Raw genomic sequence first — 13,929 nt, forward strand, 5'->3', positions numbered from 1 at the left:
CGACAAGGTCACTGAACAGAAAATGGCCGATCTACTCGGCTGCACCAAGAAAGCCCTGGAGCGAAGACGCCAGGACGGGAAAGTACCTGAAGGCGTCTGGATCAAGCACGGCGGCCGAATCATCTACAGCAAAAGGAGATACGACGAATGGCTGGAAAGCCAATGGCTCTACCCAGAGGAGTCGAAGTCTTCCGCAACTCCCTCCGCATTCGTTTCACTTGGGACGGTATCCGTCGATGCGAAACGCTCCCCTATCCCCCGACACAGAAAGGGATCAAAGCTGCATCCAGCCTTCGCGATCAGGTAACCAGCCTCAACAAGCTTGGTCTCCTTGACCAGGACAAATATGCCGAGCTGTTCCCCAGCTCGCAGGCTGCGGTCGGCGGAAAACCGACCTTTGGCGAGTACGCTCAGCTCTGGCTGGACAGCCGCGAAATTACCCAAGGTACTCACAACAACTACAAGAGTGCCCTGAACCTCTATTGGGTACCGCGCCTGGCTATGGTCCGTGTTGACCTGATCACAACCACCCTGCTGCGCCGCGTCATCGCTGACACCGACTGGACATCGGCAAACGTCAAACGCAATGCGATCACCAGGTTGGCAACGATTCTTGGTGCAGCTACCCGGGAAGGACTTCTGACCAAAAATCCCGCCGAAATGATTGAGCTGCCAAAGCGTTCGAGGAAGGAGATTGACCCCTTCACCCTGGCAGAAGCCAACACCATCATCGACAAGCTGTACCAGCATAAGCACTGGCCGAGCCTCATCTACGCCGCGCTGTTCGAGTTCATGTTCTTCACCGGCCTCCGCCTGTCGGAGGCTTTGGCAGTTCGCTGGGATGTGATCGATATGGAAAAGAGGACGGTGCACGTTAAGAGGACCGTTGCCCTGGGGAAGGTGGAGGAAAGGACAAAAACCGGGCGAGACCGGTTTGTCCTGCTGAATGATCGGGCCTTGCGGGCAATCCAGTTCGCGAGGGAGTACGCGGACCGCCGCAGGCACGGGAAGGGAGTGGTGACCGAAACGCCGTTCTTGTTTCCGCCGTCGAAGAACGCCGCGTACGTGAGACAGACGTCTGATCTGCACAAGCAGTGGGTGCCAGTGCTGAACGATTTGGGGATCAGGCGTCGTCCCCCATACAACTGCCGTCACACCTATGCGACAATATGCTTAATGTCCGGCCTCAACCCCGCATTTATCGCCCAACAGCTGGGTCACAGCGTTCAGATGCTGCTGTCGACGTATGCCCGTTGGCTCAACTCAAGCTCCGACTGGAGCGAGCTGGAAAAACTCAAGATTGGTATCAAATCGGTATCAGCTGAAAATCCAGCGTCGTAAGTTACTGATAGGTAAGCCCTTTGATCTCCACCGCCAACATCACCATGCAGTTCGGCTCCAAGCCGCTGTTCGAAAACGTTTCGGTCAAATTCAACAACGGCAACCGCTACGGCCTGATCGGTGCCAACGGTTGCGGCAAGTCGACCTTCATGAAGATCCTCGGCGGCGACCTGGAGCCGTCCGGTGGCCAGGTCATGCTCGAGCCGAACACCCGCCTGGGTAAACTGCGCCAGGACCAGTTCGCCTACGAAGAATTCACCGTGATCGACACCGTGATCATGGGCCACGGCCAGCTGTGGAAGGTCAAGGCCGAGCGCGACCGTATCTACTCGCTGCCGGAAATGACCGAGGAAGACGGCATGGCTGTCGCCGAGCTGGAAACCGAATTTGCCGAGATGGACGGCTACACCGCCGAATCCCGCGCCGGTGAACTGCTGCTGGGCCTGGGTATTCCGCTGGAACAGCACTTTGGCCCGATGAGCGAAGTGGCGCCAGGCTGGAAGCTGCGTGTGCTGCTGGCCCAGGCGCTGTTCTCGGACCCGGACGTGCTGCTGCTCGACGAGCCGACCAACCACCTGGACATCAACACCATCCGCTGGCTGGAAACGATCCTCACGGCGCGTAACAGCACCATGATCATCATTTCTCACGACCGTCACTTCCTCAACAGCGTGTGCACGCACATGGCCGACCTGGACTACGGTGAGCTGCGCCTGTTCCCCGGCAACTACGACGAGTACATGACCGCCGCCACCCAGTCGCGCGAGCAGCTGCTGTCGGACAACGCCAAGAAGAAAGCCCAGATCGCCGAGCTGCAGACCTTCGTCAGCCGCTTCTCGGCCAACGCCTCCAAGGCCAAGCAGGCCACTTCGCGCGCCAAGCAGATCGACAAGATCCAGCTGGCCGAGGTCAAGCCTTCGAGCCGTGTCAGCCCGTTCATCCGTTTCGAGCAGAACAAGAAGCTGCACCGCCAGGCCGTGGTCGTCGAGAAGATGGCGAAGGCCTTCGATGACAAAGTGCTGTTCAAGAATTTCGACATCACCGTCGAAGCCGGCGAGCGCGTGGCGATCATCGGCCCCAACGGTATCGGCAAGACCACCCTGCTGCGCACCCTGGTCGGCGAAATGACCCCGGATGCCGGTTCGGTGAAGTGGACCGACAGCGCCGAAGTGGGCTACTACGCCCAGGACCACGCTCACGACTTCGAAGACGACGTGACCCTGTTCGACTGGATGGGCCAGTGGACCAGCGGCGAGCAAGTGATCCGCGGCACCCTGGGGCGCATGCTGTTCTCCAACGACGAGATCCTCAAGTCGGTGAAGGTGATTTCCGGTGGTGAGCAGGGCCGCATGCTGTTCGGCAAGCTGATCCTGCAGAAGCCGAACGTGCTGGTGATGGACGAACCGACCAACCACCTGGACATGGAATCGATCGAGGCGCTGAACCTGGCGCTGGAAAACTACCCGGGCACCCTGCTGTTTGTCAGCCATGACCGCGAATTCGTGTCGTCGCTGGCAACCCGCATCATCGAGCTGAGCGCTGATGGTGTGGTGGACTTCAGCGGCACTTATGACGATTACCTGCGTAGCCAGGGCGTTCTGGTCTGAGGTAGCTGAGCTGGCCTGGCCGCCTTGTGGTGGCTGGGCCGGCGCTCCCCGACGAATAATTCGTTAGCCTGCTTTCATTTCCTTCGCGCAGCGGCCATCATTAGGGCACGCCCAACCGCCCGCCCGCGAAAGAGCCCATGACCGCGCAACAGCCCGCCCCCGCCAGCAGCACCTTCAGCGTCACCCTGCAGATCCTGTCGATCGTCTTCTACACCTTCGTTGCCTTCCTTTGCATCGGCTTGCCGATCGCGGTACTGCCCAGCTATGTGCACGACCAGCTGGGTTTCGGGGCAGTGATCGCCGGAGTGACCATCGGCCTGCAATACCTCTGCACCCTGCTCAGCCGCCCCTTTGCCGGGCGCGTAGCAGATACCTTGGGGGGCAAGAAAGCGATCCGCTTTGGCCTGCTGGGCATCGCCGGCTGCGGGGTGCTGACGCTGCTATCGGCCTGGTCGCTGCAGCTGCCGCTGCTGAGCCTGGCACTGCTGCTCGGCGGCCGTGTGCTGTTGGGGCTTGCCCAGGGGCTGATCGGCGTCGCCACCTTGAGCTGGGGCATCAGCCAGGTTGGCCCGGAACACACGGCGCGGGTGATCTCGTGGAATGGCATCGCCTCTTATGGGGCTATCGCCATTGGTGCGCCGGTGGGTGTGCTGGCGGTCGCCGGCCTGGACTTCAGCGTGCTCGGTCCTGCCCTGCTGGTATTGGCGCTGCTGGCCTTGCTGGTGCTGCGCAAACGTCCGGACGTGGTCGTGACCCGCGGTGAGCGGCTGCCGTTCTGGTCGGCCTTCGGCCGCGTCGCACCCTGCGGGCTGGGGCTGACCCTGGCGTCGATCGGCTACGGCACCCTGACCACCTTCGTCACCCTTTATTACCTGGAGCGCGGCTGGATCGGGGCGGCCTGGTGCCTGAGTGCCTTTGGCCTGTGCTTTATCATTTCGCGGTTGTTGTTCGTCAATGCGGTCAACCGCTTCGGCGGCTACAACGTGGCCATGGCCTGCATGGCCACCGAAGTGCTCGGCCTGAGCCTGCTGTGGCTGGCGCCTTCGCCGCCGTGGGCACTGGTCGGTGCCGGCCTGACCGGCTTCGGCCTGTCGCTGGTATACCCGGCACTGGGTGTCGAAGCGATCAAGCAGGTGCCAAGCAGCAGCCGCGGCGCCGGGCTGGGTGCTTATGCCGTGTTCTTCGACATGGCGCTGGCCGTCGCCGGCCCGGTGATGGGCGCGGTAGCGGTACATCTGGGTTATGCCTCGATCTTCTGCGTCGCAGCCCTGCTGGCCTTGGCCGGGGTCGGCCTGACGCTGCTACTGTCGCGGCGCAGCCACCGCAGCTGAGCGCTCGGCGTGCTCCGGTGCGCCCAGGGCCTGGGTGAAGAAGGCCGCCGTGTCGCGCTGCAGCGAATGGTGGATGTAGCGCCGGTCGACACCCTCGGCGTCCTTGCACAGCGCTGGCATGCGCGCATGCTGCTCCTCGTCACAGCGGGCCATGAACACGAAGTGGCCGGCCCCGGCGAGCAGGCGGTAGTCAGGGGTAATCGGTAGCTTGCGCGCCAGCTCCTCGGCATTGCGGTCCACTGCCACCAACTGGTCGCTGTCGCCGCTGTAGATCAGTGCTGGCACCTTCACCCCGGCCAGGGCATGGCGGCCGAACATCAGGCTCAGCGGTGCCATCAACATCACCGCGCCAATTCGTGAGTCGGCCTTGGGTGCCAGCTCGCTGCGGTCGGCAATCAGCACACCGTGGGTCTTGCAGGCATCGGCATCACCCGGGCGCTCCAGGCAATAACGGCGCAGGCGATCCAGGTCGGGCTGGGCGCCAGACAGGATCAATGCGGTTTCACCGCCGGCCGAATAACCGATCACGCCGACCTTGCCGTCATTCAGGTAAGGGCCCAACAGTGTGTCTTCACGGGCAGCGGTGATGGCCTCGCTGACCTGCAACGGCCGGCCGTACAGATTGCTCAGCGTGCCCAGGCGGCTGTGGTCACGGGCGTTGTCGCCCGGATGCACCACTGCCACCACGACGAAGCCCCGGCGGGCCAGGGAGGTGGCCAGGTAGTGCAGCGCCAGCGGGGTACCGGTATTGCCGTGGGACAGCACCAGCAGCGGGAACTGCCCGAGGGCGACCGGGGCCTCTTCAGCGACGTCGATGGGGTAACCGTCGATGCGGATATTGCGCAGTGTGCCATGGGACGGGTAGAACGCCAGGGCATGCATGGGCCTGGCATCGACCGGGTCGTCGAGGGTCATGTGATGCAAACCGGCGACCCAGGGGGATGCTTCAGCGTGGGCCAACAGGCCGCCGAGCAGCAAGGCCAGCAAACAGCGGGAAGTGTTCATCGGTCAGCTATCGCGCAGCAGGCATCAAGATACCGTCAGCATAGAACCGGCCTTACCACCGCCAGATGAAAACTGCATGAAAAAACCGGCTGGCGCACGGGGCGCCAGCCGGTTTTTTTATCGCCAGCCCGATCAGGCTGCAGCGAACAGCTCGTTGGCAATCTGTGCCTGGGCGGCATCGATGGCCTGGGTACGGTGTTCCGGGCCATAGGCCAGGCCGTGGGCGCGGACAACTTCCAGGTCGGTGATGCCGATGAAGCCAAGGAACACCTTGAGGAAGTCCTCATGGCCAACACCGGTAGGCTGGCCAGCGTGCAGGCCACCAGCGGTAGAAACCAGTACCACTTTCTTGTTGCCGCACAGGCCTTCCGGGCCGGCTTCGGTGTAACGGAAGGTCTTGCCGGCAACGGCTACGCGGTCAATCCAAGCCTTGAGCTGGGTCGGTACGCTGAAGTTGTACATTGGCGCGCCAATCACCACTGCGTCGGCGGCGAGGAATTCTTCCAGGGTTTCAGCGCTCAGCTTGGCTTCGAAGGCTTGGGCGGCGTCGCGGGCTTCTTCCGGGGTGCCGGCTGCCACCAGGGTGGCGGACGAGAAGTGGGCGATGGCATCGGCAGCCAGGTCACGGTAAACCACTTCGATGCTCGGATCAGCAGCTTTCCAGGCTTCGACCACTTCGCGGCTCAGTTGGCGAGAGGCGGAATTGTCGCCCAGGATGCTCGAATCGATATGCAACAGTTTCATGGGACTCTCCAGTGAGTGAAGACCGCAGCGGTGGGCGATCACGATGGAGACAATCCTACCGGGGTGTCGAATAACTGATAAGTCGGTAAAAATGCGTTAGTTCGTCCCACTGATGGGACAATCATCAGATTTGATCGGTGTATAGTGGCGGCCCAGTACGTCTACCTGCCTGGAAATGCCCCTCATGGCCGTCGCCACTCCACCAGACTTCGCCAGTGCACAGCACCCGATCCAACCACTTGCCCGTACCTATCCGCGAGGCCTGGCAATCGAGCCTCACCTGCACGACTGGGGGCAGTTGCTGTATGCCGAAAGCGGCGTCATGTGGGTCGACACACCGCGAGCCGCGCTGCTGGTACCGCCCCATCGCGCCGTCTGGATTCCCCCGTATATTCACCATGGCATTCGAGTGGTCTCTGACCTGGAGATGCGCAACATCTACCTGCGCGAAGAGCTGGCCACGCGAATTGGCAGCGACCTCACGGTCGTCGAGGTCAGCCCCTTGCTGCGCGAACTGATCAGGCGCCGGGTAAAGGTAGGGCCTACGCCCGATGAGGTCTACAGGGATGCACTGGATGGCTTGCTGGTGATCGAACTGCGTCAGGCACGCAGCGCGTCGCTGCAAGTGCCGATGCCAGCCAATGGCGATCGACGTCTGCGAAACTTGTGCGAGAACGTGCTGCGCACACCTTCCCTGGCGCTCTCGTTCGAACAACACGCCCAAGCCATAGGCGCCAGTACGCGAACACTGGCCCGGCTGTTCAATGCCGAGCTTGGCCTGGGCTTCACCGAGTGGCGGCGCCAGGTGCAACTCACCTATGCGTCTGCGCGCTTGCTCGATGGCGCGGCGGTGAGCGCGGTCGCTGACGAACTGGGCTTCAACCTGGGCAGCTTCAGCGAAATGTTCCGCCGCGCAGTAGGGATTGCACCGTCCGTCTACGCCGCCCACCACTTGCACACGTGAAGGCAAACTGTCCGATACGCGTAACTATCTGGCAGGCATGGCACAACGGACGACCTTAAGCTGGGACGCATCATCCACTTGAGGTAACGCAACATGAAGGCTCTGCAGTTCACGGCTACCGGCAGCCTCGATCACCTGGCGCTGGTCGACCTGCCTACCCCTGCTCCCGCTACCGACGAGGTTCTGGTTCGGGTCAAGGCGGCTGGCCTGAATCCAAGCGATGTTAAGAATGTACTGGGGCGTTTCCCCTACACCACGCTGCCTCGCGTACCTGGCCGGGATTTCGCCGGGATTGTCGAGCAGGGCCCCGAGGCGCTGATCGGCCAGTCCGTATGGGGCACGGGCAGAGGCCCTGGATTTCTACGTGATGGATCCCATGCCGAGTTCCTTACCGTGCCTGCAAGCGGCGTGGCGTTGAAGCCGAAAAGCCTGTCCTTCGCCCAGGCGGCAGCCATCGGTGTGCCATATACCACGGCCTACGACGCAGTCGAGCGCACCGGCATCAAGCCAGGCACCACGCTGTTGGTCATTGGTGCCAATGGCGCTGTAGGCACTGCTGCATTGGCGCTGGCGAAGATCCGCGGCGCACGTGTATTGGCCGCTGTGCGCAGGCCAGAGCAAGCTGCAGCGCTGGAGGCCAAGGGTTACCCGGCCATCGTCCTCGAATCGGCTGAGTCGCTGGCCGCTCAGGTGTCAGAAGTTTTCCCGGGCGGCGCAGAGGTGGTGTTCGACACTACTGGGTTCTGGTTGCCGGCGTCAGTGTCTGCTTTGGCCAGTTTCGGGCGTATCGCGATCATTGCCGCCCCCGTTGATGGCATGGTCAACTTCCCGGCACTGGCGCTGTACCGCAAAGGTGGCGTGCTGGTAGGCGTGAACTCTCTGCTGTATGACACCACCCAGTGCGCGGCCATGCTCAAGGACTTCGGCCACTACTTCGACGAGGGTGCCCTGCCAGCACCAGAGGGTGTTCGCCAAGTTGCGCTGGTGGATGGCATCGCCGAATACAAGGCGGTTGACGGCGGCAGCAGCGACAAGACGGTATTGGTACCCTGACACAACTCAGACCCGCCGGATCACCCGCTGCGGGTCGTCCCCCCCCGGTAAACGTCGATCTCAGGCATAATGGCCACGGCTGCTTGCCTCGTTCCCATTTCCTAAGGTCGTTCGAAAGTGCCTATTGGTGATCCCCGCAATCTGAGTGACCTTTTCTATTTTGCCAAGGTCGTGGAAGCCGGTGGTTTCGCCGCCGCTGGCCGGTTGCTCGGCATTCCGAAATCAAGGTTGTCCCGGCGCATCGCCGAGCTGGAGGAGCGCCTGAATGCCCGCCTGCTCCAGCGCACGACGCGCAAGTTGCAACTTACCGCACTGGGCGAGCGCTATCTGCGCCACTGTCAGGCCATGCTTCTGGAAGCAGAACAGGCCGATGAAGTGATCGCCAGCGCGACCAGCGAACCCCGTGGCCCGCTGCGCGTGAGCAGCCCTGTCGGGCTGGCTAATCAGTTTCTCAATCCGCTGGTGCGGGATTTCCTCACGCGTTACCCGCAAGTCCAGCTCGATCTGCTGCTGGTCAATCGCCGGGTCGACCTTATAAATGAAGGGATCGACGTAGCGCTGCGCGTGCGCGAGGCCGATGACGAAGAGCCCAACCTGGTCACCAAGCGTTTGCGCGAGGCCCGCACCGAGGTTGTCGCATCACCCGGCTTCAAGGCCGCTCACCCGGTCGCTCACCCCAAGGCGCTGACCGCGCTGCCCTTCCTGGGGGCACTGGATGCCGATCGGCTCGCCAGAATGCGCTTGTTCAACGAGGCTGGAGAGCGCTTTGATATTGCCATGCCGGCACGCCTGGGCGTGGAGGACTTTGTCATGCGCAAGGAGGCGGCGATGGCAGGCCTGGGCTTCACGGTATTGCCGTTGATGCATTGCGAAAGCGAGCTTGCCAGTGGCGAACTGGTGCGCATGCTGCCCGACTGGCGCTGTGCGTCGGCCTGGCTGCAGGCCGTCTACCCCCACCGGCGTGGGGTATTGCCGGCTGTGCGGGCCTGGCTGGATCACCTTGAGCATACATTCGATCTTTGTGGTGATCGGCCCCTTTGAAGGAGAGCGCATTGTCCAGTCAGAAAATCACCGAGCAACAGGTGGCAGCGTTCTGCCTGAGCCTGCCGGGTGCACGGGAAGACTACAAATGGGGTGGTATCCGGGTGTTTTCCGTGGCGGGCAACAAGATGTTCGCCGTGCTCGACCTGGCCGGGGCGGGGTTGTCGTTCAAGGTCGCCGATGAGCTGTTTCTGGGCTATTGCGACCGGCCCGGCGTGCGGCCAGCGCCTTATCTCGCACGCGCCAAGTGGATCAGCTTGGAACCGCCCTACCCCATGGGCCGGGATGAATTGCTCGACCTGCTGCAGCGTTCGCACCAGCTGGTGGTGCGACGGCTGCCAAAACGGCTGCAAGCGGGCCTGCTGAACTGATCAGTTGAACGGCAGGAAGCGGCTGCCCAGGAACAGGTAGTCGAGCCAGAACACCTGATGCAGCAGCACAATGCCCCAGAACACCAGCTGGTAAGACAGCTTGCGCGTCTTGTGCCGGAACAGCTGCTGGGCGACCAGCGCGCCGGGCCAGCCCCCCAGCAGCTCGCTGGCATGCAGCACCTTTTCGGGTGTACGCCAGGCATCGCCTTGGGCCTGGCGCTTGTCCTGCCAGTACAGCAGCAGGCTGATCAGGCTGACCAGCGGGTACAACCCCATTGGCACCCAGGTCTGCCCGCCCCAGCCCATCTGGGCCGCGCCAATCCCCGGCAACAGGCACAGCGCACCCAGCAGCAACAGTTTAAGGCGCGCATTGCGCACGCCCTCAATGCGCACCATATCAGCTGTGGGCCGTCGACCAGTCGACCCAGCCGAACTGCCAGGTCGCCAGAATCAACAGGCCAAAAACGATGCGGTACCAGGCAAAGGCTGCATAGCTGTGGTTGGCGATGAACTTGAGCAACGCGCGCACGGCGATCATGGCGAAGATGAACGAGGTCACGAAGCCGAGGGCGAACACCGGCAGGTCGCTCGGCTCGAACAGGTGGCGATACTTGTAACCGGAGTACACCGCCGCACCGACCATGGTTGGCATCGCCAGAAAGAACGAGAACTCGGTGGCCGCCTTGCGCGACAGGCCGAACAGCAGGCCGCCGATGATGGTGGAACCGGAACGCGAGGTGCCCGGGATCATCGCCAGGCACTGCACGAAGCCGATTTTCAGGGCATGGGTCCAGCGCATGTCGTCGACATGGTCGACCGCCACGGTGTGCTGGCGACGCTCGGCCCAAAGCATGATCACGCCACCGATCACCAGCGCCGTGGCGACAGTGATCGGGTTGAACAGGTACTCGTGAATCAGGTCGGCGAACAGTACACCCAGCACCACCGCTGGCATGAATGCCAACAACAGGTTACCGGTGAAGCGCCGTGCCTTTGGCTGGCTTTTCAGCCCGAACACCACGTCGAGGATCTTGCCGCGAAACTCCCACACGACCGCTAGGATCGCCGCCAGCTGGATGATGATGTTGAACGCCATGGCCCGTTCGCCGCCAAAGCCAATCAGGTCGGCGACGATGATCTGGTGGCCGGTGCTGGAAATCGGCAGGAACTCCGTGAGCCCCTCGACCACACCTAAGATGATTGCCTGGAAGGCAGTCCAAAAATCCATTCTTCCCCCGATGAAGCACTGCTGCTTGCAGGCCCCTTATTCTTGGTTTGCTTGTGATTGCCGCACGCGGCGCGCCTTTTTTACAGCGACTGGTGGGACCGACGCCAGTGGAAAAGTTCAGCCTGGCTAAAGGTTTCATCTGGCGCGGCCGAGATCCTATCAAAGCGGCATGGTAAAGGCTCGTGCGGCCTGTGGCAGAGTAGCCAATAACTAGCACTTAGCCATTAGTCGGGTGCCTGCCGCCTGCAAAGCATGCTTGGATGCAGCTCAATAAAAAGAACAATGCGGGAGTGGATTCGATGAAGGCATTGCGGTCGATGTCGATCAGCCGGCGTCTGTGGCTGATTCTGGTGGTTGCGGTGGGCATGCTGGTGGTGCTCGGCCTGTTGATGCTGCGCCAGATCCATGGCGACCTGTACCAGGCCAAGGCGGAAAAGACCCGCCACGTGGTGCAGACTGCGGCTGGCGTACTGGCCTACTACCAGGGCCTGGAAGCCGCTGGCACGCTCAGCCGCGAGGCAGCCCAGCAGCAGGCGCTGCACGTGGTGCAGGCGCTGCGCTATGACCAGAACGACTATTTCTGGATCAACGACCTGGGGCCGAAGATGATCATGCATCCGGCCAACCCCAAGCTCGACGGCCAGGACCTTTCCGCGATCCGCGACCCGGACGGCTTCGCCGTATTCAACGAGATGGTCGCCCTGGCCCGCAGCCAAGGCGCCGGCCCGGTCAACTACCGCTGGCCGAAGCCGGGCGCCAGCGAGCCGGTGGCCAAGACCTCTTATATCCAGCTGTTCAAACCCTGGGGCTGGATCATCGGCTCCGGCGTCTATGTCGACGATGTGCAGGCCGAATTCGCCCGTCAACTGCGCGACGCCTCGCTGGTCGGCCTGGTCATCGCCGTGCTGATGGCCCTGGTGGTCATGCTCATCGCCCGCAGCATTGCTCGCCCCTTGCAGGAGGCCGTGCAGGCCATGGGCAACATTGCCAGTGGCGAAAGCGACCTGACCCGCCGCCTGGACACCCACGGCCGTGACGAGATCACCCGCCTGGGCCAGCACTTCAACCAGTTCAACGGCAAGCTGCAAGGCGTGGTCGGCCAGCTCCAGGGCGCCGCCCACGCCCTGGCACAGTCGGCCGGGCATGTCGGCGACAATGCGGGCGCCGCGCAGCAGCACAGCGCCCAACAGTCGATGCAGATGGACCAGGTGGCGACGGCGGTCAACGAAGTCACCTATGCCGTGCAGGACGTGGCCAAGACCGCCGAACAGGCCGCCGACGAGATGCGCGCCGCGCAACAGCAGGTGGAACACGGCCAACAGGCCATCCACGGCAGCCTGCAGCAGATCGACCGCCTCTCGGCGACCATCGACCAGGCCGTTCAGGTGATCCGTGATCTGGCCGGGCACAGCACGAAAATTGGCGGGGTGCTCGACGTGATCCGAGCCATCGCCGAGCAGACCAACCTGCTCGCCCTCAACGCCGCCATCGAAGCCGCACGCGCAGGCGAACAGGGCCGCGGCTTTGCCGTGGTTGCCGACGAGGTACGCCTGCTGGCACAACGCACCGCGCAATCGACTGCCGAGATCCACACCATGATCGAACACCTGCAAGGCCAATCGGATGCGGCGGTGAAAGCTATCGACACCAGCAGCGAGGCCTCGCGCCACACCGTGCAACAAGCCCGGGAGGCAGGTTCCAGCCTCGACGCCATCAGCCGGGCGCTGCACAACCTCACCGCCCTCAATGCCTCGATCGCCAGTGCCACCTTGCAACAGTCGCATGTGGTCGAGGAGATCAACCGCAATGTGCTGGACACCGCCGGGCTGTCACAGCAGACCGCCGACGCCGCGCGCCAGTCCAGCGATGCCGGCGTGGCCCTGGGGCAGCTGAGCGAGGAGCTTGAACAATTGCTGCGCCAGTTCCGGGTCTGAGTTGGCATGATCACCGGCCCGGCAAGCGGGCCGGTGCCGGTTGCGCGCTACACCTCAAGCCCCGCACAAGCTACAATCGCCGCCCTTTGCCAACCAAGGATCGCCGATGTCCGGCCTTGAACTCATCGCCGCCGTGCTCGGCGTCACCGCCGTGTGGCTCACCGTCAAGCAGAACGCCTGGTGCTGGCCGATCGGCCTGGTCATGGTACTGATCTATGGCTGGCTGTTCTACGAAGTGAGGCTGTACTCGGGCATGCTGCTGCAGCTGGCCTACGCCGTGCTGCAGCTGTACGGCTGGTGGCAGTGGAAGCGCCCGGACCGGGTCGAGGATGCGCGCCAGGTCTCACGCCTGCCAGCCCGGGCGCTGTTCGGTGGCTTGCTGGCAGGGCTGCTGCTGAGCGTGGCACTGGGCGCGGCAATGGCCGGCTGGACCGACGCCGCCCTGCCCTGGCTGGATGCCACGCTGACCGGTTTCAGCCTGGTCGCGCAACTGTGGATGGCACAGAAGCGCGTGCAATGCTGGCCGCTGTGGATCGTGGTGGATGTGGTTTATGTCGGCCTGTACCTGAACCAGCAGCTGTACTTGACGGCCGGTTTCTTCGCCGTGCTGAGCCTGATCGCGGTCCGCGGCTGGCTGGAGTGGCGCCGTGACCCTGCGCGGGTACACGCATGAAGGTCCTGGTGCTGTGCGGCCCCGAGTCCAGCGGCAAAAGCTGGCTAAGCGGTGAAATCCAGGCACATTTCGGCGGTATCGTGGTGGGCGAATATGTTCGCCACTTCATTGACCAAGAGTGCCGGGACACCTGTTACGCCGATATCCCCACCATCGCCCGCGGGCAGCTGGCATGGGAGGACCAGGCCCGCCAGCATGCACCTGAACTGCTGATCCTCGATACCCACCTGCTCAGCAACATGCTGTGGAGCCGCGCCCTGTTCGACGCTTGCCCGCCCTGGCTGGAACAGGCCTTGCTTGAACGCCATTACGACCTGCACCTGTTGCTCAGCCCGCAAGGTGTCGGGTGGGTTGCCGATGGGCAGCGCAGCCAGCCGGACCTGGCCGACCGCCAGAAATTCTTCGAAGACAGCCGCCGCTGGCTGGAGCGCCATGGGCAGCCACTGCAGGTCATCGAAGGCCAATGGCCGCAACGCAGTGCAACGGCCCTGATTGCCGTGCAGCGCCTGCTGGAAGGAAAACCCCCAGTCTGCGTCACCGAGTGTTAACCCCGTGACACAGCCTCGCGCGCCTAAGCCCCCGTATCTGCGGGCTCTCAGCCATTTGTGGGGCCAGTGTCAAGGTTGTGAAACATTCG

At 62.9% G+C, this 13,929-nt stretch carries 14 protein-coding genes; 10 read left to right on the top strand and 4 right to left on the bottom strand.

What is annotated here, in order from left to right:
• Window positions 1-147 precede the first annotated feature (147 nt).
• From APH28_RS01220 to APH28_RS01230, 3 genes are all read left to right on the top strand, one after another.
• Window positions 148-1,341, top strand: a complete 1,194-nt coding sequence (locus tag APH28_RS01220) for a site-specific integrase (protein ID WP_060507226.1) — start codon at window positions 148-150, stop codon at window positions 1,339-1,341.
• Window positions 1,342-1,361: 20 nt separating this feature from the next.
• Entirely contained in the window at window positions 1,362-2,948 is a 1,587-nt protein-coding gene (locus APH28_RS01225) for an ABC-F family ATPase (protein ID WP_060507227.1), read from the top strand.
• Window positions 2,949-3,085: 137 nt separating this feature from the next.
• Window positions 3,086-4,279, top strand: a complete 1,194-nt coding sequence (locus APH28_RS01230) for an MFS transporter (RefSeq protein WP_060507228.1) — start codon at window positions 3,086-3,088, stop codon at window positions 4,277-4,279.
• Here the strand turns inward: APH28_RS01230 and APH28_RS01235 are convergent.
• On the bottom strand, window positions 4,250-5,284 hold the full coding sequence (locus APH28_RS01235; protein WP_060507229.1) for a dienelactone hydrolase: 1,035 nt from the start codon (window positions 5,282-5,284) through the stop codon (window positions 4,250-4,252). The genes APH28_RS01230 and APH28_RS01235 overlap by 30 nt on opposite strands.
• Window positions 5,285-5,416: 132 nt before the next feature.
• Window positions 5,417-6,028: an FMN-dependent NADH-azoreductase gene (locus APH28_RS01240; RefSeq protein WP_060507230.1), complete on the bottom strand. Its 612-nt coding sequence runs from the start codon at window positions 6,026-6,028 to the stop codon at window positions 5,417-5,419.
• A 184-nt stretch (window positions 6,029-6,212) separates the two neighbouring features.
• Between APH28_RS01240 and APH28_RS01245 the strand changes: the two genes are divergently transcribed.
• From APH28_RS01245 to APH28_RS01260, 4 genes are all read left to right on the top strand, one after another.
• Window positions 6,213-6,992, top strand: a complete 780-nt coding sequence (locus APH28_RS01245; protein WP_060507231.1) for a helix-turn-helix transcriptional regulator — start codon at window positions 6,213-6,215, stop codon at window positions 6,990-6,992.
• A 93-nt stretch (window positions 6,993-7,085) separates the two neighbouring features.
• Window positions 7,086-8,045, top strand: a complete 960-nt coding sequence (locus tag APH28_RS01250) for a zinc-binding alcohol dehydrogenase family protein (protein WP_060507232.1) — start codon at window positions 7,086-7,088, stop codon at window positions 8,043-8,045.
• A gap of 117 nt (window positions 8,046-8,162) precedes the next feature.
• Window positions 8,163-9,086, top strand: a complete 924-nt coding sequence (locus tag APH28_RS01255) for a LysR substrate-binding domain-containing protein (RefSeq protein WP_060507233.1) — start codon at window positions 8,163-8,165, stop codon at window positions 9,084-9,086.
• 26 nt (window positions 9,087-9,112) lie between these two features.
• The gene (locus APH28_RS01260) at window positions 9,113-9,457 is read left to right on the top strand and encodes an MmcQ/YjbR family DNA-binding protein (protein ID WP_371263054.1); all 345 of its coding nucleotides are present in this window, start codon (window positions 9,113-9,115) and stop codon (window positions 9,455-9,457) included.
• Here the strand turns inward: APH28_RS01260 and APH28_RS01265 are convergent, their stop codons facing one another.
• Complete coding sequence (locus APH28_RS01265; protein ID WP_060507235.1) at window positions 9,458-9,853, bottom strand: DUF1294 domain-containing protein; 396 nt, start codon at window positions 9,851-9,853, stop codon at window positions 9,458-9,460.
• A 1-nt stretch (window position 9,854) separates the two neighbouring features.
• Window positions 9,855-10,685, bottom strand: a complete 831-nt coding sequence (locus APH28_RS01270) for an undecaprenyl-diphosphate phosphatase (RefSeq protein ID WP_060507236.1) — start codon at window positions 10,683-10,685, stop codon at window positions 9,855-9,857.
• A 299-nt stretch (window positions 10,686-10,984) separates the two neighbouring features.
• Between APH28_RS01270 and APH28_RS01275 the strand changes: the two genes are divergently transcribed.
• The 3 genes from APH28_RS01275 (at window position 10,985) to APH28_RS01285 (ending at window position 13,840) form a co-directional block, all read left to right on the top strand.
• On the top strand, window positions 10,985-12,619 hold the full coding sequence (locus tag APH28_RS01275; RefSeq protein WP_060507237.1) for a methyl-accepting chemotaxis protein: 1,635 nt from the start codon (window positions 10,985-10,987) through the stop codon (window positions 12,617-12,619).
• Window positions 12,620-12,725: 106 nt separating this feature from the next.
• Window positions 12,726-13,292 carry a nicotinamide riboside transporter PnuC gene (pnuC, locus tag APH28_RS01280; protein ID WP_060507238.1) on the top strand — a complete coding sequence of 189 codons (567 nt, stop codon included), beginning with the start codon at window positions 12,726-12,728 and terminating at the stop codon, window positions 13,290-13,292.
• A complete protein-coding gene (locus APH28_RS01285; RefSeq protein ID WP_060507239.1) occupies window positions 13,289-13,840 on the top strand; it encodes an AAA family ATPase in 552 nt (183 codons plus the stop codon). Before pnuC ends, APH28_RS01285 begins: the two co-directional genes overlap by 4 nt.
• Window positions 13,841-13,929 lie beyond the last annotated feature (89 nt).

The organism is Pseudomonas sp. NBRC 111124 (genome assembly GCF_001320245.1).
In the GTDB taxonomy this organism is placed as follows: Bacteria; Pseudomonadota; Gammaproteobacteria; order Pseudomonadales; family Pseudomonadaceae; genus Aquipseudomonas.

Coding starts and splice junctions, on each gene's coding strand:
- APH28_RS01220 (WP_060507226.1), top strand. CDS start 148: ATGGCTGGAAAGCCAATGGCTCTACCCAGAGGAGTCGAAGTCTTCCGC.
- APH28_RS01230 (WP_060507228.1), top strand. CDS start 3,086: ATGACCGCGCAACAGCCCGCCCCCGCCAGCAGCACCTTCAGCGTCACC.
- APH28_RS01235 (WP_060507229.1), bottom strand. CDS start 5,284: ATGAACACTTCCCGCTGTTTGCTGGCCTTGCTGCTCGGCGGCCTGTTG.
- APH28_RS01240 (WP_060507230.1), bottom strand. CDS start 6,028: ATGAAACTGTTGCATATCGATTCGAGCATCCTGGGCGACAATTCCGCC.
- APH28_RS01245 (WP_060507231.1), top strand. CDS start 6,213: ATGGCCGTCGCCACTCCACCAGACTTCGCCAGTGCACAGCACCCGATC.
- APH28_RS01250 (WP_060507232.1), top strand. CDS start 7,086: ATGAAGGCTCTGCAGTTCACGGCTACCGGCAGCCTCGATCACCTGGCG.
- APH28_RS01265 (WP_060507235.1), bottom strand. CDS start 9,853: ATGGTGCGCATTGAGGGCGTGCGCAATGCGCGCCTTAAACTGTTGCTG.
- APH28_RS01270 (WP_060507236.1), bottom strand. CDS start 10,685: ATGGATTTTTGGACTGCCTTCCAGGCAATCATCTTAGGTGTGGTCGAG.
- APH28_RS01275 (WP_060507237.1), top strand. CDS start 10,985: ATGAAGGCATTGCGGTCGATGTCGATCAGCCGGCGTCTGTGGCTGATT.
- pnuC (WP_060507238.1), top strand. CDS start 12,726: ATGTCCGGCCTTGAACTCATCGCCGCCGTGCTCGGCGTCACCGCCGTG.
- APH28_RS01285 (WP_060507239.1), top strand. CDS start 13,289: ATGAAGGTCCTGGTGCTGTGCGGCCCCGAGTCCAGCGGCAAAAGCTGG.